Consider the following 21,956-nt stretch of genomic DNA (forward strand, 5'->3'; position numbering starts at 1 on the left):
TCAGATAAGAAGTGGAGGAGATAAGATGCATAAAATACTATGGAAAACAGGAGCTTTCTTACTTTTCTTTGTACTGCTTACAGGTTGTAGTTCAGGAACTAATCAAGAGACCGCACCAGAGTCAAACTCTGACCAAGCAGAGAGCAATCAGTCCTCTGAACAAAACGAAGACACGGTAAGAATTACATTAACGAAAGATCAGGGTGAGGAATATATCCATGAAAAGGAAATACCAGTGGAAGAAGGGGATCTTCTTTTAGATGTACTGGAGGAGAATTTCTATGTAGAAACGGATGATACTGGCAAATTTATAACGTCAATTGAACGCGTTTCTTCAGACGATGATGAAGAAAGAGCCTGGATCTATACCGTAAATGGTGAATCTCCTAATGTAGGTGCAGCCGAGTATGAATTACAAGCTGGTGATGAAGTCGTTTTTGATTTTCAAAAATGGAAATAAAGTAAGTGAACAGTTATAAGCTTACTTTATTGGCGTTGCTAGCTTCTTTGGCAGTATTAGGCAGGTATGTATTCGCATTCCTGCCTAATGTTCAACCTGTTACTGCACTTATCATTATATGTGGCATAATGCTCGGACCAGCTTCTGCGCTGATCCTAACAATGTTGGTGACCTTTCTTTCTAACATGCTTCTTGGGATGGGGATCTGGGCCATTTGGCAGTTGTTATCTTGGGGACTCATCGGCCTCGTTAGCGGGCTTTTTAGAAAGCAACTAAGAAAAGCACCACTTTTCATTATCGCCATTTACGCTGCATTCTGTGGATTTCTATATGGGTTCATTATTTCATTGACTAATTATCAAATTAGTGGACATTTTTGGCCATATTACATGGCAGGATTACCTTTTGACACACAGCATGCTATCGGAAATGCTTTGTTTATCATGTTGTTTTACCCAATCTTTTACTACCTATTTAAACAATACAAAAATAAACTTATCACTTAAAATGGTAAACTTTATTAATTGAATTTTAATCTACTATCGAAAATGGTCCCTATTAAAGCGGATCATTTTTTTATGTTTTAAGCTACCCCAATTAATTCAAATTCCAGATGGACTTGCTAAAATCCAGCATACTGACATATAGTGTACCTAGACTGTAACTTTTTAAAGAGACAAACGACTATCTATTAGAACGGGGGATCTTGCATGAAGGTCGTTTTTGATGAAATCTATGATCAATACCATCAAGATTTGTATCAATTTATATTTTATATGGTAAAAGATAAGCAGATAACAGAAGACTTAGTGCAGGAGGTCTACTTGAAGGTACTTAAATCTTCTGAACGGTTTAGGGGAGATAGCAGTATTAAGACATGGCTTTTTTCCATTGCAAGACATGTAAGTCTCGATCATTTTCGTAGGAAGAAACGTACCCGAGATCGAATTGCTGAGTATTTTGATTGGGGTGAGAAAAGCCATATTATAAAGGATGAGCGTCCACTCCCTGAAGAAATGGCAATTAAAAGTGAAGAAATTAAAAATTTATATACATACCTTGATTCTTGCACAGTTGATCAAAAAAGTGTTCTCATCCTTAGATATATCCAGTCATTTTCTATCCAGGAGACTGCAGCTATTTTAAATTTCACTGTTAGCAAGGTGAAAACAACTCAACACAGAGGGCTTAAGTTATTGAAAAAGCACATCATCGAAGAGCAGGAGAAAGGAGGGGGATCTAATGGATTCTAACCAGCAGAAGTATGACGAAATTACAGAACAGCTTTCCCAATTTCCAACATTTACAGATAGACGTGATAAAGAAACTATTAGACAACAGATCTTTGCGCAAATGAAGCAGGATGAACCTACAAAACAATATAAGCATAGAAAGAGATGGATACCTCTCGCCAGTACCCTGCTTGCGACAACCGTTTTAGTTTTTATTTCTTTCCTTTACTATTCGAATACCGATGTTCTAAAAGAGAACAGTACGCAACAGGATGCGATGGTTACAGAAGAAGAAACGTTAATAGAGAAAAGCGCAGACCAAGAAAATGGCGCCCAGTCTAATGGAAATTTGGAACCTTCTAATCAGATGGGAATGTTTGTGCAACAGACAAACGAGCAATCTATAGTCATCCATGGTGCAACAAGTGACCCCCAATTGCAGTTTGTCATCCCAGTTTCTTTTATTGCTCCAAATGACAAATCAAAAGAAATGTATTATAACCAGCTAGAGACCTATATACAGGAACATGTTCCGCTAAGGTCAAATTATTTATTCAAAGGGATATCGTTTAAATTAGATGAGGGAAATAAAAAAGTGATTTTAGAGCTCCCAAAAGACTTTAGTATTAGTGAAGGTTCTACTGTTCCCAATATGTTCGAAGACCAGTTACGTTCTATGTTCTCGCCATACGGTATTGAAAAAGCCGTTTTTAATAATAATGAGGGGATAGACTTCGGTCAATTTGGTACCATACATGAATTGGCTTTAAATAAAACAAAAACTGCCTATAAACTATATAGCGACGAACAAAATAATTTGCTTGTCGAGGTACCGCTCGATGAATATACAACAATAGAGGAAGCACTTGCAGAGATGCAAATTGGGGAGGAAGACTATAATGTTTTTCCGACTGTTCCAGGCGAAATGGAATTCTCAGTCGTCACACAAGGTGAGCAGCTCGATATATCCTTAGATAACGAGGTCACCATAGAGGATAGTCGTACTGGTACCATCATGGTAGAGGCAATCTTAATGACTGCAAAGAGCTTTGGATATAATTTTGTTAAGATAAATAATATCTCAGGTGACAGAGTAGGTTATTATGATGTATCAGAACCACTGCGAGTTCCCGATGCTGTGAACCCGATTATGCTTCATTAATGTTCCAGGAAAATATGAGCCGAGCGAATCTGATATTAACTATTCGCTCGGCTCAAAAAATGGTATGGTGGGTATGAGCTAACATTATGATAACCTCTTCTGATATGGAAATAAGATTATTTTGGTGTAAGAAAGTTTAATCCTCTTCATATTTTAAGGGGTCGCCGTTGAAAGGCTGTGAAGATACTTTTACTGAATCCGTTGGACAACCTTCAAATGCATCAAGCATGTCTTCTTCTAATTCAGAATTTACCTCGATCATTCCCTTGTTATCGTCCAGTCTTACATATGCAATTCCTTCGTCATCGTAATCATATATTTCTGGTGCAGCCGCACCGCACGCACCACAAGCAATACACGTTTCAATATCCACAATGGTATACTTTGGCACTACTCCACCCCCAAATTGCTCTTATACTCAATCATTAATCCATTATAAACGGATTCCTTCTAATTTCAATAACAACAGCTTATCTTTCTTTTCATGTTACCATTCTTTATAATAGAATTATATATTCTATACAGGTAGAAGAGAGGAGGAGAAATGATGCTGCTTAAAGGAATCGTGCTATTATGCTGTAAAACGTTATCTGTGGAAAGAACAGAATCAGCAACCTTCCACATCCTTACAGGAAAAAAGTCTGTGCAAACAGTACAAGATATTCATCTGTATCAGCTAACAAAATATTACGGTGTCCACAGAAAATTAGAACGAACTGTTTACGATCGAATACTTAAAGAATTACATGAGGAAGGGTTTATAATACGGGATCATACTTCACTTACGCTTGAATTAACCAACCAAGGGGAGGCATGGCTACAAGAAATTAAAGAGCAACTACCACTACATTATTTTAACGGCTTAAAGTTCAAAAGCAGTGCAGTGTTATTTCTTGAACGATTAATCCTGCTTGTCCAAACGTTTTCTAATGTAGGGATGAATCATTTCTCTTTTATCCCGGTACTTGACAATCCCTTGGTTGAAAACTGGGTGAAGGAACAGTATAGGTTAAATAAAGAACGAATTTCCATTTACCTGAACGACTTACATAGCGAACTTTTACCATTACTCCAGAGTATTAAAGGAAAGGAAGCCAGCATTTTTGTTGACAGGTTAAGTGGACACCAGTACTATGGCATGAGCTGGGAGCAATTAGCTAAAAATTATGATATGACTATAGAAGATGTACAGATACTCCTAACTGGTATTTCTCATAAAATGGTACACCAAATCTTAGAAAATAAAGCATCTTTCCCGTTGCTTTATCAGGTGATAGAAGAAGGAAACAATAAACGTCTTATGACAGAATCTGCTTATAAGACATACCAGTTACTTGAGAAAGACTACTCCATTGAAAATATTGCATTGGTACGCAATTTGCGTATTAATACAATTCAGGATCACCTTGTGGAGATTGCGCTTTATCAAATGGACTTTCCTATTGAGCGTTATGTTCCTTCCGATATTCAGAAGGACATTTTAGCAGCGATTGAAAAAGCATCTTCCAATAAATTAAAGGAAATTAAAGGACTAACAGAATTAGATACTACATATTTTCAAATACGGCTATTTATGGCAGGAATCGATTATGTAGAGCAAACGGGTGATATTAATGTCTACAATTAACTTAGAAAAGGAGCTTGATACGTATTTTGGCTATCAAGCTTTTCGTCCAGGTCAACGGGAAATTATTGAGGATGCCATGTCAGGAAACGATGTATTAGGAGTACTTCCAACCGGATCTGGTAAGTCTATCTGTTATCAATTGCCGGCAATGCTTTTGAAAGGTGTAACAATAGTTGTCTCACCGTTAATTTCCCTTATGATGGATCAAGTAAAACAATTAAAGGCGATAAATATAAAAGGTGTTGTTGCCATCAATAGTTTCATGGACACGAAGGAACGAAGGGAAATATGGAATAAATTACATCGGTATAAATTAATATATATATCTCCAGAATTGCTTCAGCGACCAGATGTTCAGCGAAAATTAAAGCTGGTAGGAGTAGATCTTTTCGTTGTCGACGAAGCCCATTGTATCTCGCAATGGGGGCATGAATTTAGACCGGACTATTTGAAACTAAAAAAAATCATTACATTCTTGGACAACCCAACTGTACTTGCATTAAGTGCTACTGCCACGACAAATGTCCAGCAGGATATTTTATCATATCTGAATAAACCGAATATGATAAAACATATCTATCCAATTGACAAACCGAATATTACGTTTAATGTTGAACACTTATATGGTGAAAAGGAAAAACAGGAGAAAATTGTTTCGTTGTTAAAAGCTTATTATGTTCCGACTATTATTTACTTTTCCAGCCGGTTAGAGGCAGAAAACATATCTGCCCTACTTAGCTTAAAAACAGAACGTCGCGTTGCATTTTATCATGGTGGAATGGAGTCACAAGACCGAATTATAATCCAACAACAATTTATGAACGGTCAGTTAGATGTCATTTGTTGCACGAGCGCCTTTGGAATGGGGATAAATAAAAAAGACGTTCGGTTGGTCATACATTACCATTTAACGCCACAGCTGGAAGCCTATATTCAGGAGGTTGGCAGAGCAGGACGTGATAATAAATCGAGTGTAGGACTATTATTATTTTCCGAAGGCGATATTTTTTTACCAAAGAATATAATAAAAGGTGAACTGCCAACCAAAAATGAAATAACTACCGTGTTTCGCCAATTAAAAGCGATGTATGATCAAGGTCAGACGCTTCCCACTACAGATCAAGAGAATTTAGCGGTGTTTCAAGTTTCTGAATCGAAGTGGCGTTTTTTACAGTACCAATTTGAAAAACATGATATCCTTAAAGAAACCAACGTTATAAAGTATGACCAACAATTATGGAAAGAAGCTTTTCTTGCTATTAGCAATAGGTGTGAGGAGCGATTAATTAAGAAGGACAAGCAACTACAGTCCGTCATTAAGTGGATTTATCATACGGGTTGTCTCCGGAAAAAGCTTTATCAAGATTTCCAGCCGTCGTATACGGAACCAGTTGATCAGTGTTGCAGTAATTGTGGTTTTTCTTGGAAAGATTGGCAACCTGAACAGCTAACACACCAACGAGAGAAGGCATACTCTTGGGAGGAAAAACTTAAAAAACTCCTTTTGGTGGATGTGCAATGAGTCAAAGAGAAAATATATTAGGAATGACTGATCGAGAACTAAGAAAGCAAGTTATATTATCACAAGGTCTTCTCCTTGCTGCTAGTATTATTTTTAGTTTGTTATTATTTGATTCAATAGAGGATTGGTTCCAATACTTTAACTGGAACCCAAAAGAGATTTTTAATTTTGGACTATTGCCTGGTATTATAATTGTCTTAATTGATGTTATTTTGATGCGCTTCTTACCGAAATCTACCTTCGATGACGGTGGGGTTAATGAAAAACTATTTACGGGGCAGCCAGTCTCATCTATTTTTTTTCTTTCCTTGCTTGTTGCATGGACTGAAGAAATGTTATTTAGAGGCGTCATTCAGACCTCATTTGGGTATGTTTTTGCAAGTGTTTTCTTTGCAATTGTCCATATACGTTATTTAAAAAAGCCTGTTCTCCTGGCTTCTGTTCTAATGATTAGTTTTTATATTGGTTATTTATTTGAACAAACCGGGAATTTGTTTGTAACTATTACGGCGCATTTTATTGTTGACTTTTTATTAGGGGTAACCATTCGCTATTATAAGGGAGGAATAATCGGTGAAGCATAATACAAAAGAAACAGAAGATCAGGCTGACGAGCTTCGAAGGATCTTTGTGGAACTAGAGAATTCTGTTGAACCAATGGCACCAAATGAAAGAGAAGAAACAGAAAGTCATCCCAAAGGTGATGAGATGGACTTACTTAACTTACCTCCCAGAAAAGAAGTACATGATCAGAACGCAAAGCGCCCTAAATTGAAAATGAGTATGTCTTTATTCAGGCTAACAATTGTTGTTATCTTTTTATTTTGTATCCTGGCAGGAGTGTATTTTATATGGCAGGATGAAATAATGTTATTTTTCACAAGCTAATAATAGGACAAGACGTTAAATTTGCAAGTTCTATAGGTAAACAAACCAAGGCAAAATAATGGTACAAATTTTTTAGAGCATTCTGTTGCTTCCCTACACTTCAAGAAGGTAGATGCCTATTTTTCTACGAGGAAAAGAATGCTAAACCCATCTACCGCTGATGGTTTAACACATTCCTTTGATATCTCAAATTGGAATACCTAGGCTAAAGCTTGAAAGTAGTGAAAAATGAGGCTGTCAAGTTCAACATACTAACAAAAAGCATATAGTATAGAGAAAGAGCTTTGTAAGGGAATAATAATTAGACCGCTTTAAACAGATGATTATTTGGAGGAGGATGCTGTATGCGCATAGAAAGAGTGTCTGATGACCAGTTCACTATTTTTTTAACTTTTGATGATTTGATTGAACGTGGGTTTACAAAAGAAAATCTGTGGCATGATGCTACAAGCGTCCAGAACCTGTTTAGTGATATGATGTACGAAGCGAGTTCCGAACTGGATTTTGAGTTGGAGGGTGAACTTCTTGTTCAAGTTCATCTGATGCAGGCACAAGGCATGCACGTTATCGTCACACAAAAATTTGAAAATATGGATTGGGATGAGGATTTTATTGAGATGAAAGTGACACTGGATGAAAGTAAAGAATTAATTTTTTCATTTTCAGACTTTGAAAACATCATTCAGGTTGCTTCTTATTTGAGCCAAATCGGCATAAATGGCGGCCAGGTTTACTTTATGCAAGGTACCTATTATATGCTTCTAAGTGATGATGATCTGGAAGATATGGATAAAGAAGACGTAATTGCCATCATGTCTGAGTATTCCAGTCCGAGCATTATTACTTCTTACCGCTTAATTGAATATGGGAAGCAAATTTATGTAGCAGATGCAGTAAAAAACATTATGAAAACCTTCCATATAGATTAAAAATGATAGAACATGACTGTTTAAAATGATACGATAGTATATGGTTTTGATAGAGAACTGAGATAAGGAGTGCACGGAATGAAAATTGCTGTACTATATGGAGGGACCTCAGGAGAACGAGAAGTTTCGCTCTCCTCAGGGAAAGGAATTATACAGGCACTAAAAAACAACGGGCATGAAGTTACAGGAATTGATTTTCACCCTGAAAGGCTTGAAGAAATCATTGAACTAAATGTAGATCTCGTATTTATCGGGCTTCACGGGAAATTTGGGGAAGATGGGCGTGTCCAAGGACTTCTGGAAATGCTAGGTTTGCCCTATGTAGGATCAGGAGTATTAGCATCTGCGCTTGCTATGGATAAAGCGAAGGCCAAGCAAATATTTGAATCGAACGATATCCCCGTAGCAAAAAGTAAGGTGTATACTATTACAGACAAGACAAATTTGCAGGATGTAGAAAAAGAAGTTAACCAAGTATTTAAGGTGCCGTTTGTTATTAAGCCAAATAGCGAAGGATCTACATTGGGTTTGACAATAGTAGAGAACCCAGAACAAATATTGGATGGTTTAAACAGTGCTGCGATGAGTGACGATATGATTTTGGTTGAAGATTTTATTCAAGGAAGAGAAATTACAGTAGCGGTTCTTGGAGAGAAAGCACTTCCAATTATTGAAATCATTCCAAAAAATGCTTATTACGATTATGAGTCTAAATATGCTGCTGGTGGTAGTGAACATATTGTTCCGGCGCAAATTGATTCCGAGACATCCAAGACTATCCAAGATCTGGCTGTTAAAGCTCACAGCGTACTTGGCTGTAAAACCTATTCTCGAGTAGATTTTATATTGACAGAGGAAAATAAGCCTGTAATTCTAGAAGTAAACACGCTTCCGGGTATGACACCAACTAGTCTATTTCCGGACGCTGCCAAGGTGATTGGGCTTGATTATGACTCTATGATTGAAACTTTTGTTAAACGAACAGTAGGCAATGAAAACTAGAAAAAGTGTCTTTCAATATTAGTATATTTCTCTTATTCTTTATTGCATATTTGATATGAACGTGTATACTAATTTCTGAGAACAGCTATTATAAACTATTTACAGATATTATAGGAGGTAAATTCATGGTAGCCGATAACGCAGCAGATTCTACCAGAGAAAGTAATGAAAAACCGGATGTATTAAGTTCCACACAAACTGTTGTAAAAACTGCATTGGAGAAGTTGGGTTACCCTGATGAAGTATTCGAACTACTAAAAGAACCGATTCGTATGATGACGGTTCGTATTCCTGTTCGAATGGATGATGGATCAATCAAAATTTTCACAGGTTACCGGGCTCAACATAATGATGCAGTTGGCCCTACAAAAGGCGGGGTAAGATTCCACCCAGATGTCACTGAAACAGAAGTGAAAGCTCTTTCCATTTGGATGAGTTTGAAGGCGGGCATTGTAGACCTTCCTTATGGCGGTGGTAAAGGTGGTATTGTCTGTGATCCTCGAGAAATGTCCTTTAGAGAGTTAGAGGGAATTAGTAGGGGCTATGTACGTGCTATCAGCCAAATTGTAGGACCAACTAAAGATATTCCTGCTCCAGACGTTTTTACAAATTCTCAAATTATGGCATGGATGATGGATGAATATAGTCGTATAGATGAATTCAATAGTCCTGGTTTCATTACTGGTAAACCTATCGTTCTTGGTGGGTCGCATGGAAGAGAATCTGCTACAGCCAAAGGGGTTACAATTTGTATTAATGAAGCTGCTAAAAAGAAGGGACTTAAAGTAGAAGGGGCTCGCGTTGTTGTCCAGGGATTTGGTAACGCGGGGAGCTTCCTGGCGAAATTCCTTAATGATGCAGGGGCAAAAGTTGTCGGAATCTCTGATGCACACGGTGCGTTGCATGACCCTGATGGATTAGACATTGATTATCTGCTCGATAGAAGAGACAGCTTCGGTTCCGTAACGAAACTCTTCAATAATACAATTTCCAATCAGGATTTATTAGAATTGGATTGTGATATTCTTGTACCAGCTGCAGTCGAAAATCAGATTACAGAGCACAATGCACATAAAATCAAAGCTAGTATTGTCGTCGAGGCAGCAAATGGTCCAACGACAATGGAAGCAACGAAGATATTAAGTGAACGAGGTATTTTACTAGTTCCCGATGTGCTTGCTTCTGCTGGTGGTGTTACTGTTTCCTATTTTGAATGGGTACAAAATAATCAAGGATACTATTGGACCGAAGAAGAAATTGATAAAAAGCTGCATGAAATTATGATTAAAGGTTTTAATTCCATATATAACACAGCAGAGACTAGAAGAATTGACATGCGTCTTGCTGCTTATATGGTCGGTGTAAGGAAAATGGCGGAAGCATCACGATTCCGCGGTTGGGTCTAACGGCCTGTTGAGAAATCAATTGTATGACAAAAAAACTCTTATCCTGTATTATTAGATAGGAGTTTTTTTTACGTTTTTTATTGTTTGAAGAGGACCTTAGATATTAAGATTAACGAAATAAATCTTTGGTATACAGCCTGCGAGATAGAATTTTTTAAAGGAAGTGCATATTGTGCAACACGAAAAAGTAATTATTGTAGGGGGAGGGCCGTGTGGCTTATCCTGTGCCTTGGAATTAAAAAAAGAGGGTTTTACCCCATTAATCATTGAAAAAGAAAATATTGTAAACACGATTCATCAGTTTCCTACACACCAAACATTTTTTAGTTCCAGTGAGAAACTAGAAATAGGAAACATCCCATTTATTACGGAAAAACAAAAGCCTGTTAGAAATGAGGCACTTGCATATTACAGATCCGTGGCTATGCGTGAAGAAGTACGAATTAATGCCTTTGAAAAAGTTACCGAAATCACAAAAAAGGAAGGCTTATTTCAGCTGTCCACCATTACAGGCAGTGACCAGGTAAATACTTATTCGGCTGATTATGTCATTATAGCAACTGGCTATTATGATCAACCTAACTATATGAATATTCCAGGTGAAAAGCTGAAGAAAGTTACACATTATTTTAAAGAAGGGCATCCTTATTTCAACAAGGATGTTGTCGTAATTGGTGGCAAAAACTCTGCAGTAGATGCCACGCTTGAGCTTCATAAAGCAGGAGCTAATGTGACAGTATTATACAGAGGTGCAGAGTATTCGAAGAGCATCAAACCATGGATTTTGCCAGAGTTTGATTCCCTGGTAAGAAAAGAAATTGTCAAGATGGAATTTAACGCAAATATAGTAGAGATAAAGGAAAATAGTCTTCGTTATCGTGTTGGCGAAAAAGAAAAAACAATTAAAAACGATTTTGTGTTTGCTATGACTGGGTATAAGCCAGATCTAGAGTTTCTAAATAGCGCTGGAATACATGTTGATGCCGCGACAGGATCACCTTCTTATAAAGAAGACAGTTATGAAACCAATATAGACAATTTGTTTATAGCTGGCGTTGTGGCTGCCGGATATAATAATAATAAATTATTTATTGAAAATGGACGCTTTCATGGAGAGGACATTGCCAGAATAATTACAGGTAGAGAAGAGTAGCTATACAGCTGCTCTTCTTTCCTTTAGCCAATTGGTTTCTTAGTTTTCCTTTTCAAAAATATCTTTTAGTTTTGGAAAGTCCATCTTCTGTTCCAATGCGATCTGCAACTTAATTCGCGCTTTAGGACCTGTCAGTCCGTTAGAAAAGATAACCCCCATTTCTTTTAACTTGCGTCCACCACCCTCATATCCATAAGTCGGCTGAACAATTCCCTGAAAACAGCGTGAAACAAGTACAATAGGGATCTGTGCTTCCATAATTTTTGCTAAATAAGGAACTGATTCTTTAGGTAGATTACCTTGGCCTAATGCCTCAATAACTAATCCATCTGGTCTTGCCGCTAAGACAGCCTCTAACAGACCATTATCCATCCCTGCATATGCTTTTAGCAAATAAACGCGTTGATTAATTGCATCTACATTATAGCAATATCGCGAAGTAATCGTGTGATGAAAAATGATCGAATCCTTTGTTATGATTCCAAGAGGACCATATTGGGGACTTTGGAAGGTAGCAATATTACTTGTAGAAGTCTTTGTTACATTTCTAGCAGTATGTACCTCATCATTCATCACTACTAGGACTCCCTTTTTACTTGCATTGCCATCACTAGCTACGCGGATCGAACTTATTAAGTTATATAGTGCGTCTGACCCGATTTCATTACTTGAACGCATGGCACCTGTTATAATGATCGGTTTATCAGTATGAACGATAAGATCAAGGAAAAAAGCGGTTTCTTCTAATGTATCTGTCCCATGTGTCACGACGATCCCCTCATAGGAAGGGAGCTCTTCCTTTATTCGATTGGCAAGTTGCAACATGTGTCTCGGTTCAATATGGGGGGATGGGAGAGAAAACGCCGTCATTTCCTCTACATCTGCATATTGATTAAAATAGTAGGTTAGCTCTGATAAAGGATGTTTCGTTGCAGTTGTAACTTCCCCAGTGGTTTTATTCTCCACCATAGAAATGGTTCCGCCTGTATGAATAATTAATATTTTCTTTTTCATTTTATTCTCCCTCACAAATGTTGTTTTCTTTATTCTTCTTTAGTGATAACATAATGATAGTAAATTAGGAAAGGGGCCGTTTGATGTTTGCTATATTTTCAGCTGGAATTGCACCGGCCATCGCACTCATGTCTTTCTTCTATTTGAAAGACCGTTATTCAGAACCCCTTCCATTACTTATACGTACATTTATTATCGGATGTTTACTTGTGTTCCCAATTATGTTCATTCAATATGTTCTTACCACAGAAGGCATGACAGATAATTATTTAGTTGAATCTTTTCTATATACCTCCTTAACTGAAGAGTTTTTTAAGTGGTTTTTATTTATTTATACCATCTATCATCATTCTGAATTCGATGCACATTATGATGGTATTGTTTACGCCGTGGCAATTAGCCTAGGATTTGCCACAGTAGAAAACGTATTGTACTTGTTTACAAATGGAATAGGATATGCCTTGAGCAGAGCTCTTTTCCCTGTCTCATCCCATGCCCTTATAGGGGTTATCATGGGCTATTATTTCGGTAAGGCGAAAACAAACAAACAACATAAGAAACGTAACATTGCAATGGCTTTTATTATACCGTTTCTACTCCATGGAACCTATAATTATATCTTGAATATCGTTCCTGGTAATTGGCTCCTCTTCTTAGTCCCTTTTATGATCTTATTATGGATTCTTGGACTACGCCGTGTGAAAATAGCCAGTGAAGCTGCGCCATTAACGATGTTTCAGAAAAAAAAGCAAGGAGCCTAATATCCTCTGTCAGTGAATTGACAGGGGGTATTTTTTTATATCATCCTATGATATTTCCTCCTATAAAAAGATATTGGTATAAACAGGGTGAATAAAAAGTAGGTTTCTTCAAAAAATAGGTTTACAACATAATGAAATAACCAGGAGGATACCATATGAAGTATAAAAAGTTCCTATTCTTTATTATGATACCTATTTTATGTGTAACGCTTCAAGCAACTCATCCGGAAAGTCCGGTACACGCTTTTAGCTCTCAAGTCATACAACAAGGTGCAGTGGGAGATGATGTAATTGAATTGCAGGCTAGATTACAATATTTAGGGTTTTATAATGGCAAGATTGACGGTGTCTTTGGCTGGGGAACATATTGGGCATTAAGAAATTTCCAATATGAGTTCGGCATGGAGATTGATGGGCTGGCCGGCCAGTCCACCAAGGATAAGTTAGCACAAGCAAGTAATTATGATGAACAATATGTCAAAGAACAGTTAAACCAGGGTAATAAATTTACACATTATGGCGGTACGGATAACAAGAACCAAACAAATCAAGGTGGAGGCGAAGGGGACCAAAGTGAAGATGCCCCTGCTACAGGAAATACATCAGTAAATGTCCCACAGGGTTATTCTCAGAACGACATCCAATTATTGGCCAATGCTGTATATGGGGAAGCTAGAGGGGAACCCTATGTCGGACAAGTAGCGGTTGCAGCAGTAATATTAAACAGAGTAGAGAGCCCTACATTCCCAAATAACGCATCGGGTGTAATTTTTGAGCCTAGAGCATTTACCGCTGTAGCCGATGGACAAATTTGGTTAACCCCGAATGAAACGGCAAAAGAGGCAGTGCTTGATGCTATAAATGGGTGGGACCCTACTGGTAATGCACTTTATTACTTTAATCCTGACACAGCTACATCAAGCTGGATATGGACAAGACCACAGATTAAGCAAATAGGAAAACATATATTCTGTAAATAGAAAGGTGTGATGACATTGATTAGGTGGATCATAATCGCTGTTTTGGCAATTGGAGTTACTGGAACTGCTTTTTGGGGTTACCAAGAACATCAAGAAAAAAATGCTGTTTTAATTCAAGCTGAAAACACATACCAAAGATCTTTCCATGAGCTTTCCTATCACGTTGATTTACTGCACGATAAAATAGGTTCTGCGTTAGCAATGAATTCAGGTCAAAGTCTTTCCCCGCAAATGGTAGATATCTGGAGATTAACTTCAGAAGCCCTCTCAAATGTTGGACAGTTGCCATTAGGACTTTTGCCATTTAATAAAACCGAAGAATTTTTATCAAATATAGGTGATTTCACCTACAAGACTGCCGTTCGGAATTTAGATGATGAACCACTTTCTGAGGAAGAGACCAATTCTTTTGAAGAGCTATACCAGCAGTCAGGAGATATTAAAGATGAATTGCGTCAAGTCCAGCATGTGGTACTTGATAATAACTTACGGTGGATGGATGTACAGCTAGCATTGGCAAATGGAGAGGAGCAAGTAGATAACACAATCGTTGATGGTTTTCAAACAGTGGAAAAGACAGTCGAGGGTTACTCTGAAAGTAATGTAGACTCTCCGATAGTTGGCACTTCCTCTCAAGATCATGCTTATAAAGGGATAAACGGAGAAAAAATTTCGGAAGAACAGGCACGTGAGAAGGGGAAAGAAATACTTGAGGTGAAAGATGCCGAAAAGCTACATGTTACCAAAAGTGGAGATGGTGCGGACATTCCAACATATAGTATCTCTTACAAAGATAATAAAAAAAGCGCATATATGGATCTAACAGAACAAGGTGGACACCCCATTACAGTTTTAGTAAAAAGGCAAATTAAGGATAAACAGATTAGCCTAAATGAAGGTATGGAAAAGGCAAAGGATTACTTGGCGAAATACCAATTTAAAGACATGGAGTTGTTCTTGAGTAGCCAATATGACAATATAGGTGTCTATTCATTTCTTTATAACCAGGGCGGAGTGAGGGTTTATTCTGACGCGTTAGAAATAAAAGTTGCATTAGATACCGGTGATATTCTTGGTCTTACAGCGAGAGATTATCTGATGAACCATACTGAAAGAGAGATACCAGAACCAACGATATCAGAGGATGAGGCAAAGGAAGCAGTTAATCAAAAAGTTGAAATTCAAGAATCATTTCTAGCTGTTATAGACAATGACCTCGGTGAAGAAGTCCTGACATATGAGTTCTTAGGTATCATGGGGAATGAGACATATCGAATATTTATTAACGCAATGGATGGAAGAGAAGAAAAGGTAGAAAAGCTAGATGGTGCAGAAGCTAATTATGCAGCAAATAGCTAAAGAGAGAGACATTAGTCTTTCTCTTTTTTCCTTTTTCTGTGATAATAGGTATATCGAATTAGTGTAGTGATTTTTTACCAGTACGGGGGGATTTCAAGTGAAAATTGGTAGCGTACTTACTCTTGAGTTGAAAAAAGCAGGAAAAAAGATGGAGACATATCGATGCAAAATTATCGAAAAAAGTGAACATTATCTATTTATCGATTATCCAATACATGAAAAAACTAAAAAAACTTCCTATATACCAAAGGGCACCGTGTTAAGAGCAATGTTTATGGATGAAAAGCAGAACTTATATGCTTTTAAGACAGAAATTGTTGCTAAAGTAAAGTTAACCGTTCCAGGAATAGCCATTAAATTACCTGGTGATGATCTAAAACGAATACAAAGAAGGGAATTTGTAAGAGTAGAGGCAGCGATTGATGTTGCTATCCATTCTAAGAATAATTCTTTTTCACCAATTGTCACGGTGAGCACGGATATTAGTGGGGGTGGCCTCTCTGTCATCCTACCACATGGCAAAACAATGGAAGGTGATGGACCACTAGATTTATGGCTCACTTTAGATATGCAATCAGGAGAATATTTCTATATTAATGCTGAAGCGGAGTTGGTTTTCATTAAAGAGCAAGAAACACTTGTACATACAGCATCATTGAAATTCATTAACCTCACAAAAGAAGACCAACATAAAATAGTTCGTTTTTCTTTTGAAAAACAGCGAGAGGCAAGAAAAAAGGAACTATCCGTTTAAGTTGCATTTTTTGTATCCGAATAGACCATTATTTTATTGGTATGTTATGATTTATATAGAATAGTTAAGATTTCGGCTATTGCCAGATCTTTATCTCTAGCTGGCATTTAATGTTGGTTATGAGGCTGGATGATAGTTGAATGATAGTTGAGAGGAATGAGCTTTATAAATGGAAAATGAAATGATAGCCATCGCTATTGATGGCCCAGCAGCTGCAGGTAAAAGTACTGTAGCAAAGATAGTTGCAGAAAAACTTTCGTGTGTCTATATTGACACCGGAGCAATGTACAGGGCATTAACGCTAAAAGCAATAAATAATCAAGTCGACTTACAAAATGAAGAACCATTAGTAGGATTACTAGCAAACACTACAATTAAATTAAAACAAAGTGCGACTGGTCAATTGGTCATCCTGGATACGGAGGATGTAACTGAGGCAATACGATCACAAGATGTTACTAACAATGTTTCCTATGTGGCGATGCACCCAGAGATCAGGAGAGAAATGGTAGCCCGTCAGCAAGCATTGGCAGCCCATACGAGTGTGGTAATGGACGGACGAGATATAGGAACTCATGTTCTCCCTAATGCAGAGGTGAAGATATTTCTTATAGCAACTGTCGAAGAAAGGGCTAAACGGCGGTTTGAAGAAAATACTAAAAAAGGGTACAACGTTGACCTAGAGGAATTAAAAAAGGAAATTGAGCAAAGGGATTTAATTGATTCTCAAAGAGAAGCTGCACCGCTTATTAAGGCAGAGAATGCTGTGGAAATAGATACTACTTCTCTAACTATTGAACAAGTAGCTGACAATATCTTAAGTGAAGCGTATAAGGTTCTCCAACGTTCCTAGGTGTTATATTGTTTATGTAAGATTAACTTCCAAGGTAACTTCTTCTGCTTTATCTTCCCATTCATTCGATAGGGATAGATAGTAGGGAAGTTGCTTTTTCTTACATACAAGACACCAATAAGGTGACAGTTTTAAAAATCATTATTTGGGGAAATTTAATTATAGCACAAGTTTTTCTATTTTAAGACGCGAAGCATTTGTGTGAAATGGCCGTTTAGCGGAGTTTTAAAGATAATTAAGCCTACATTAGATCGTATAATCGAAAAAAGAAAATTATCAGAATCAAACAACATTACTTGACAAATAATTATAATTATTAGAAGTTATAGAAAAGGAACTTTCTATTTAATTCTAAATTCAAAAAGATAGAGTTAAATGATGTTACGTTAATGCGTTTTTTGATATGTACTTAGGAGGGCTAGGATATGACAGAACAAAACAATGAATTACCAGAATTACAAGTAGGTACTACTATTGCTGGCAAGGTAATCAAGGTTGAAGAAAAACAGGTACTTGTAGACATTGGTTACAAAACAGAGGGTATAGTACCAATTGGTGAGCTATCCAGTTTGCATGTGGAACAAGCTGGCGACGTTGTGAAAGAAGGAGACGAACTAACACTTAAAGTTAAAAAAATAGATGATGATGAAGTTGTCCTTTCTAAGAAAGCAATAGATGCTGATCAAGCATGGGGAGAGCTTGAAGAAAAATACAAAAGCGGTGAAATCTTTGAAACAGAAGTGAAAGAGGTAGTTAAAGGCGGTCTTGTAGTCGATGTAGGAGTTAGAGGATTTATTCCTGCCTCATTAGTCGAAACGTATTTTGTGGAAGATTTCTCAGATTATAAAAATAAAATGCTTGCCGTTAAAATTGCTGAACTGGACAAAGATCAGAATCGAATTATCCTATCACACCGTGCTGTAGCTGAAGATGAAGCGCAGGCAAAAAAAGGTGAATTGCTACAGTCTTTAGAAGCAGGTCAAGTGCTTGAAGGCACAGTGCAACGTATTACAAACTTTGGTGTTTTTGTGGATCTTGGAGGAGTAGATGGACTTGTTCATATCTCCCAATTAGCTCATAAACACGTTGAAAAAGCTTCAGATGTAGTATCTGAAGGAGAAAAACTAAAGGTTGAAGTCCTTTCAGTAGATATGGATAACGAGCGAATTTCTTTATCGCATAAAAATACAATCCCAGGACCATGGTCAGATATTGAAAGTAGATTCTCTGCTGGTGATACAGTTGAAGGGACGGTCAGACGACTAGTTAACTTTGGTGCATTTGTTGAAATAGAAGCTGGTGTAGAAGGCCTTGTGCATATTTCGCAAATTGCCAACCGACATATCGGTACACCTCAAGAAGTATTAGAAGTTGGGCAAAAAGTTAACGTCAAAATACTTGATGTAAATGAAAGCGAAGAGCGTATTTCATTAAGTATTAAGGAGTTAGAACAAGAACAAGCTGAAAAGGAATATAAGCAATACGCAAAAGATGAGGACCAGTCTGGGTTCCAGCTAGGTGATTTCATCGGAGATAAATTAAATAAGTATAAATAATAATTATAGAAAAAAGCGTCTCCCAGTTTGGGAGGCGCTTTTTTGTTGTCTATGAAAGTATTATCACCGGTTATTTGTTACATATGTTCTGAAATCAACAAGTTTGTTTAACTTAACGTAACTGAGCCCCTTTCTAGCATACACAGCTGCAGTTTTCAATATGGGGCATTGTATACATAGCAGCTAAAACACCCATAATGAAGAGGGGCAGGTGAGATTATTAATGACAAACGAAGCATATTTTTATTGGGTTGGATGGATGCTTTGGATCACGACAACGTTTTTTATGAAGAGAGGAAAGAAAAGAGACTTATATACAGTATGGCTCCTTAGCATTTTAATTTTATCTAATACCAATGTAATGATAGGAGAGATAGAATATAATACCTCCTTATTTCTTTTAATAATAGGTTCCTTTATTCTCCTCCTTCACCTTAAGCGGCAGATTTACCTAACCATATGTACCTTTACCATAATGCTCGGCTATGCTTCCCTCCTTTTTTGGGAAAAAGCTGCTCCAATATGGCTTTTTTGGCCTAGAGAAGTGTTAGTTCCTCTTCTCCTTGGTCTGACAGCCCTGCTGCTTGTGAGGGGACTTGAGAGCCGGTTATGTGTAGTACTGCTTGGAACTAGCTTTGGCGAATGTGTCTTTAGTTTTACTCTATCTTCATACGGACTTTCAAGAGGCACTGGTGAACTTCCTTTTTTAGGCAATATTATGATTGCGATAGTATTTATTGCATTTTTAGACATAATACAAAAAAGTAGAACAAAAAAAGCCAAGCATCATAATATACCTATAGACTTGGAGGTAGCAAAATGAATGAATATACATACCCCATAATCTTTGGGGTGTTATTAGGGACATTCGCGAGAATTTTAATGCTTAGGACCGATTATCGACAGTACCCTACATACTTACATGGGAAAGTTATTCATTTATCACTTGGATTTATTGCTGCCGCACTTGGAGCAGTGGCCGTTCCCGCCATAATGGAAATGGAATTCACAGCTGTTACCTTTCTTACAGTAGCTGCCACTCAATTTAGAGAAGTTAGAAATATGGAGCGTAACACACTAACCGAAGTTGATGAGTTTGAACTGGTACCCCGTGGGAATACGTATATTGAGGGTATTGCCATTTCATTTGAAAGTAGAAACTATCTTGTTATCATGACTGCATTTATTACCACTCTCTTGTATATTGTATTTAACGTTTACATCGCGCTTGCTGGAGCGATTGTGAGCTTAATTGTGAATAGAGCACTTATGAGTGGTTCTACTATCAAAGATATTGTCAACATAGACTACCGTGAGCTTCGATTTGAAGGGGCTGGTCTCTACGTGGACAATATTTATATTATGAATATAGGGCTACCTGAAAGGCAAAAGGAAATTCTTAAATATGGAATGGGTTTTATTTTGACACCGAAAAATATGAATGTCATAACTACGATTGGAAATCTTGGACAACGTCAGGCGATCCTTCATGATGTTTCTGTTTCACTAGGTGTTGTAAGGGATTCGGGGACACCAGCTCTAACGCCTCTAATTAAGAGAGATTTAGACGATGGGCGAATTGGTATATTTATTCTTCCACAGCTAAGGGAAAAGCAAAAAGCGATTGAAGTAATAGGTGCCGTACCAGTTTTGGAAAATGCAATCCGAATGCCATCAGAGTCAAAATCTCATAGTAAGGAGAAACAATAAAATATGAAGATTGAAAAAGCAATTTTAGCAGTAATAACAACAAACCAATCAAAAGTCAGTGGTGGCGCACCTATTTTTTATTGTAATGATGCAAAAGAGTCAGCAAAGGTAGCTGCAAACCTTGAAGCGATAACGGATGGGATTGCGCATTCCCTCTCGGATGAGATGTACATCATTGTAAAACATTAAAAATAAATTGTTAATATGTGTTACTTTTGCTAGAATGAATAAATGTTAGGAAAATAAGAACGTATAGAGAGAGGATGCTCCTTTCATGAGAAAATCTGTTGTAGCAATCGTAGGAAGACCTAATGTCGGAAAGTCGACAATATTTAATAGACTAGTCGGAGAAAGAATTTCAATCGTTGAAGATATACCCGGTGTGACACGTGACCGAATATATGCAGAAGCTGAATGGCTAACTTCCAAATTCAATCTTATTGATACTGGTGGAATAGAGATTGGGGACGAACCACTCCTAGTCCAAATGAGACAACAAGCTGAGATAGCAATTGATGAAGCTGATGTTATTATCTTTCTGTTAAATGGTCGGGAAGGCATAACTGGTGCTGATGAAGAAGTAGCCAAGCTGCTATTTAAATCTAATAAGCCAGTAGTACTTGGGATAAACAAAATTGATAACCCAGAAATGCGTGAAACTATTTATGAATATTATTCATTAGGTTTTGGGGAACCATTCCCTATATCTGGATCGCATGGGTTAGGGTTAGGAGACTTATTAGACGCAGTTGTAGGCCATTTCCCACAACGATCTGAAGAAGTCTATGATGAAGAGACCATTTACTTTAGTTTAATTGGTCGTCCGAATGTCGGAAAATCTTCCCTTGTTAATGCCATGCTTAACGAAGAACGGGTTATTGTAAGTGAAATAGAAGGCACCACAAGAGATGCAATCGATACCACTTTAACTCGAGACGAACAAGATTACGTCATTATTGATACGGCAGGTATGCGTAAGAGAGGGAAAGTGTACGAAACAACTGAAAAATACAGTGTTTTACGGGCGTTAAAAGCCATTGAACGATCTGATGTTGTGCTCGTTTTAATTGATGCAGAAACCGGTATTAGAGAGCAAGACAAGAAAATTGCTGGTTACGCTCATGAAGCGGGAAGAGCTATTGTCATTGTAGTAAATAAATGGGATACCGTAGAATCAAACGAGAAAGCGATGAAGGAATTTGAGACAAAAGTTCGTGCACATTTTCAGTATTTAGATTACGCACCAGTGGTCTTCCTATCTGCAAAGACCAAAAAGCGATTACACACCCTTTTACCTGCTGTCAAATTAGCAAGTGAAAATCATGCAAAACGTGTACCTACCAACGTGCTAAATGATGTCATAATGGATGCAATTGCAATGAACCCTACCCCTACCTTAAAAGGGAAAAGGCTTAAAGTACTTTATGCAACACAAGTTGCTGTCAAACCACCAAGTTTCGTGGTATTTGTAAACGATCCCGAATTAATGCATTTTTCCTACGAACGTTTTCTAGAAAACAAAATCAGGGATGCCTTTGGTTTTGTTGGAACACCTATAAAACTGTTTGCAAGAAGAAGACAATAAGGA

General features: G+C 37.4%; 24 protein-coding genes. 22 read left to right on the plus strand and 2 right to left on the minus strand.

The window, feature by feature from the left end; all coding sequences use genetic code 11:
- The first annotated feature begins 25 nt into the window (after window positions 1-25).
- The 4 genes from ACTWPF_RS09755 (at window position 26) to ACTWPF_RS09770 (ending at window position 2,854) form a co-directional block, all read left to right on the plus strand.
- On the plus strand, window positions 26-460 hold the full coding sequence (locus ACTWPF_RS09755) for a DUF4430 domain-containing protein (protein ID WP_106896842.1): 435 nt from the start codon (window positions 26-28) through the stop codon (window positions 458-460).
- 5 nt (window positions 461-465) lie between these two features.
- Complete coding sequence (locus ACTWPF_RS09760; RefSeq protein WP_238018962.1) at window positions 466-966, plus strand: ECF transporter S component; 501 nt, start codon at window positions 466-468, stop codon at window positions 964-966.
- Between the two features lie 204 nt (window positions 967-1,170).
- Window positions 1,171-1,713, plus strand: a complete 543-nt coding sequence (locus ACTWPF_RS09765; protein WP_106896840.1) for an RNA polymerase sigma factor SigX — start codon at window positions 1,171-1,173, stop codon at window positions 1,711-1,713.
- A complete protein-coding gene (locus tag ACTWPF_RS09770; protein ID WP_238018965.1) occupies window positions 1,703-2,854 on the plus strand; it encodes a hypothetical protein in 1,152 nt (383 codons plus the stop codon). Before ACTWPF_RS09765 ends, ACTWPF_RS09770 begins: the two co-directional genes overlap by 11 nt.
- A gap of 136 nt (window positions 2,855-2,990) precedes the next feature.
- On the opposite strand, the gene ACTWPF_RS09775 is transcribed toward ACTWPF_RS09770, so the two are convergent.
- Window positions 2,991-3,245 carry a ferredoxin gene (locus ACTWPF_RS09775; RefSeq protein WP_106896838.1) on the minus strand — a complete coding sequence of 85 codons (255 nt, stop codon included), beginning with the start codon at window positions 3,243-3,245 and terminating at the stop codon, window positions 2,991-2,993.
- A 156-nt stretch (window positions 3,246-3,401) separates the two neighbouring features.
- On the opposite strand from ACTWPF_RS09775, the gene ACTWPF_RS09780 reads away from it, so the two are divergent.
- The 8 genes from ACTWPF_RS09780 (at window position 3,402) to ACTWPF_RS09815 (ending at window position 11,381) form a co-directional block, all read left to right on the plus strand.
- Window positions 3,402-4,481, plus strand: a complete 1,080-nt coding sequence (locus ACTWPF_RS09780) for a helix-turn-helix domain-containing protein (RefSeq protein WP_159033250.1) — start codon at window positions 3,402-3,404, stop codon at window positions 4,479-4,481.
- Window positions 4,468-6,003, plus strand: a complete 1,536-nt coding sequence (locus ACTWPF_RS09785) for a RecQ family ATP-dependent DNA helicase (RefSeq protein ID WP_443149072.1) — start codon at window positions 4,468-4,470, stop codon at window positions 6,001-6,003. Before ACTWPF_RS09780 ends, ACTWPF_RS09785 begins: the two co-directional genes overlap by 14 nt.
- Window positions 6,000-6,587, plus strand: coding sequence for a lysostaphin resistance A-like protein (locus tag ACTWPF_RS09790; protein WP_443149073.1), 588 nt, complete (start codon window positions 6,000-6,002; stop codon window positions 6,585-6,587). The genes ACTWPF_RS09785 and ACTWPF_RS09790 overlap by 4 nt, the downstream gene beginning before the upstream one ends.
- On the plus strand, window positions 6,577-6,891 hold the full coding sequence (locus ACTWPF_RS09795; RefSeq protein WP_443149074.1) for a hypothetical protein: 315 nt from the start codon (window positions 6,577-6,579) through the stop codon (window positions 6,889-6,891). Before ACTWPF_RS09790 ends, ACTWPF_RS09795 begins: the two co-directional genes overlap by 11 nt.
- Before the next feature lie 344 nt (window positions 6,892-7,235).
- Entirely contained in the window at window positions 7,236-7,820 is a 585-nt protein-coding gene (locus ACTWPF_RS09800) for a genetic competence negative regulator (RefSeq protein WP_106896833.1), read from the plus strand.
- 78 nt (window positions 7,821-7,898) lie between these two features.
- Window positions 7,899-8,822 carry a D-alanine--D-alanine ligase gene (locus ACTWPF_RS09805; protein WP_443149075.1) on the plus strand — a complete coding sequence of 308 codons (924 nt, stop codon included), beginning with the start codon at window positions 7,899-7,901 and terminating at the stop codon, window positions 8,820-8,822.
- 125 nt (window positions 8,823-8,947) lie between these two features.
- Window positions 8,948-10,228: a Glu/Leu/Phe/Val family dehydrogenase gene (locus tag ACTWPF_RS09810; protein WP_106896831.1), complete on the plus strand. Its 1,281-nt coding sequence runs from the start codon at window positions 8,948-8,950 to the stop codon at window positions 10,226-10,228.
- Between the two features lie 172 nt (window positions 10,229-10,400).
- Entirely contained in the window at window positions 10,401-11,381 is a 981-nt protein-coding gene (locus tag ACTWPF_RS09815; protein ID WP_106896830.1) for a YpdA family putative bacillithiol disulfide reductase, read from the plus strand.
- Window positions 11,382-11,420: 39 nt separating this feature from the next.
- Here the strand turns inward: ACTWPF_RS09815 and ACTWPF_RS09820 are convergent, their stop codons facing one another.
- Entirely contained in the window at window positions 11,421-12,395 is a 975-nt protein-coding gene (locus tag ACTWPF_RS09820) for an asparaginase (RefSeq protein WP_106896829.1), read from the minus strand.
- Window positions 12,396-12,478: 83 nt separating this feature from the next.
- On the opposite strand from ACTWPF_RS09820, the gene prsW reads away from it, so the two are divergent.
- The 10 genes from prsW (at window position 12,479) to der (ending at window position 21,953) form a co-directional block, all read left to right on the plus strand.
- Window positions 12,479-13,156 carry a glutamic-type intramembrane protease PrsW gene (gene prsW / locus ACTWPF_RS09825; protein ID WP_106896828.1) on the plus strand — a complete coding sequence of 226 codons (678 nt, stop codon included), beginning with the start codon at window positions 12,479-12,481 and terminating at the stop codon, window positions 13,154-13,156.
- A gap of 185 nt (window positions 13,157-13,341) precedes the next feature.
- A complete protein-coding gene (gene sleB / locus ACTWPF_RS09830; RefSeq protein WP_420830799.1) occupies window positions 13,342-14,136 on the plus strand; it encodes a spore cortex-lytic enzyme in 795 nt (264 codons plus the stop codon).
- Between the two features lie 15 nt (window positions 14,137-14,151).
- Complete coding sequence (gene ypeB, locus ACTWPF_RS09835; protein WP_443149076.1) at window positions 14,152-15,495, plus strand: germination protein YpeB; 1,344 nt, start codon at window positions 14,152-14,154, stop codon at window positions 15,493-15,495.
- 97 nt (window positions 15,496-15,592) lie between these two features.
- Window positions 15,593-16,249, plus strand: a complete 657-nt coding sequence (locus ACTWPF_RS09840; protein WP_443149077.1) for a flagellar brake protein — start codon at window positions 15,593-15,595, stop codon at window positions 16,247-16,249.
- Window positions 16,250-16,418: 169 nt separating this feature from the next.
- Entirely contained in the window at window positions 16,419-17,102 is a 684-nt protein-coding gene (cmk, locus tag ACTWPF_RS09845) for a (d)CMP kinase (RefSeq protein ID WP_106896824.1), read from the plus strand.
- A gap of 425 nt (window positions 17,103-17,527) precedes the next feature.
- The gene (rpsA, locus tag ACTWPF_RS09850) at window positions 17,528-18,658 is read left to right on the plus strand and encodes a 30S ribosomal protein S1 (RefSeq protein WP_238018968.1); all 1,131 of its coding nucleotides are present in this window, start codon (window positions 17,528-17,530) and stop codon (window positions 18,656-18,658) included.
- 223 nt (window positions 18,659-18,881) lie between these two features.
- On the plus strand, window positions 18,882-19,481 hold the full coding sequence (locus ACTWPF_RS09855) for a YphA family membrane protein (RefSeq protein ID WP_443149078.1): 600 nt from the start codon (window positions 18,882-18,884) through the stop codon (window positions 19,479-19,481).
- Window positions 19,478-20,368 (plus strand): YIEGIA family protein, encoded by an 891-nt coding sequence (locus tag ACTWPF_RS09860; protein ID WP_106896821.1) that lies wholly within the window; start codon window positions 19,478-19,480, stop codon window positions 20,366-20,368. Before ACTWPF_RS09855 ends, ACTWPF_RS09860 begins: the two co-directional genes overlap by 4 nt.
- A 3-nt stretch (window positions 20,369-20,371) precedes the next feature.
- Window positions 20,372-20,557 (plus strand): capping complex subunit for YIEGIA, encoded by a 186-nt coding sequence (locus ACTWPF_RS09865; RefSeq protein ID WP_106896820.1) that lies wholly within the window; start codon window positions 20,372-20,374, stop codon window positions 20,555-20,557.
- Window positions 20,558-20,642: 85 nt separating this feature from the next.
- Complete coding sequence (der, locus tag ACTWPF_RS09870) at window positions 20,643-21,953, plus strand: ribosome biogenesis GTPase Der (protein WP_036572801.1); 1,311 nt, start codon at window positions 20,643-20,645, stop codon at window positions 21,951-21,953.
- Window positions 21,954-21,956 lie beyond the last annotated feature (3 nt).

Source organism: Oceanobacillus sp. M65 (genome assembly GCF_052246275.1).
Classification (GTDB): domain Bacteria; phylum Bacillota; class Bacilli; order Bacillales; family Amphibacillaceae; genus Oceanobacillus_B; species Oceanobacillus_B jordanicus.

Excerpts from the sequence above, each read along its gene's own strand:
- ACTWPF_RS09755 (WP_106896842.1), top strand. The coding sequence starts at position 26 with ATGCATAAAATACTATGGAAAACAGGAGCTTTCTTACTTTTCTTTGTA.
- ACTWPF_RS09765 (WP_106896840.1), top strand. The coding sequence starts at position 1,171 with ATGAAGGTCGTTTTTGATGAAATCTATGATCAATACCATCAAGATTTG.
- ACTWPF_RS09770 (WP_238018965.1), top strand. The coding sequence starts at position 1,703 with ATGGATTCTAACCAGCAGAAGTATGACGAAATTACAGAACAGCTTTCC.
- ACTWPF_RS09780 (WP_159033250.1), top strand. The coding sequence starts at position 3,402 with ATGCTGCTTAAAGGAATCGTGCTATTATGCTGTAAAACGTTATCTGTG.
- ACTWPF_RS09785 (WP_443149072.1), top strand. The coding sequence starts at position 4,468 with ATGTCTACAATTAACTTAGAAAAGGAGCTTGATACGTATTTTGGCTAT.
- ACTWPF_RS09790 (WP_443149073.1), top strand. The coding sequence starts at position 6,000 with ATGAGTCAAAGAGAAAATATATTAGGAATGACTGATCGAGAACTAAGA.
- ACTWPF_RS09800 (WP_106896833.1), top strand. The coding sequence starts at position 7,236 with ATGCGCATAGAAAGAGTGTCTGATGACCAGTTCACTATTTTTTTAACT.
- ACTWPF_RS09805 (WP_443149075.1), top strand. The coding sequence starts at position 7,899 with ATGAAAATTGCTGTACTATATGGAGGGACCTCAGGAGAACGAGAAGTT.
- ACTWPF_RS09810 (WP_106896831.1), top strand. The coding sequence starts at position 8,948 with ATGGTAGCCGATAACGCAGCAGATTCTACCAGAGAAAGTAATGAAAAA.
- ACTWPF_RS09820 (WP_106896829.1), bottom strand. The coding sequence starts at position 12,395 with ATGAAAAAGAAAATATTAATTATTCATACAGGCGGAACCATTTCTATG.
- prsW (WP_106896828.1), top strand. The coding sequence starts at position 12,479 with ATGTTTGCTATATTTTCAGCTGGAATTGCACCGGCCATCGCACTCATG.
- sleB (WP_420830799.1), top strand. The coding sequence starts at position 13,342 with ATGATACCTATTTTATGTGTAACGCTTCAAGCAACTCATCCGGAAAGT.
- cmk (WP_106896824.1), top strand. The coding sequence starts at position 16,419 with ATGGAAAATGAAATGATAGCCATCGCTATTGATGGCCCAGCAGCTGCA.
- rpsA (WP_238018968.1), top strand. The coding sequence starts at position 17,528 with ATGACAGAACAAAACAATGAATTACCAGAATTACAAGTAGGTACTACT.
- ACTWPF_RS09855 (WP_443149078.1), top strand. The coding sequence starts at position 18,882 with ATGACAAACGAAGCATATTTTTATTGGGTTGGATGGATGCTTTGGATC.
- ACTWPF_RS09860 (WP_106896821.1), top strand. The coding sequence starts at position 19,478 with ATGAATGAATATACATACCCCATAATCTTTGGGGTGTTATTAGGGACA.
- ACTWPF_RS09865 (WP_106896820.1), top strand. The coding sequence starts at position 20,372 with ATGAAGATTGAAAAAGCAATTTTAGCAGTAATAACAACAAACCAATCA.
- der (WP_036572801.1), top strand. The coding sequence starts at position 20,643 with ATGAGAAAATCTGTTGTAGCAATCGTAGGAAGACCTAATGTCGGAAAG.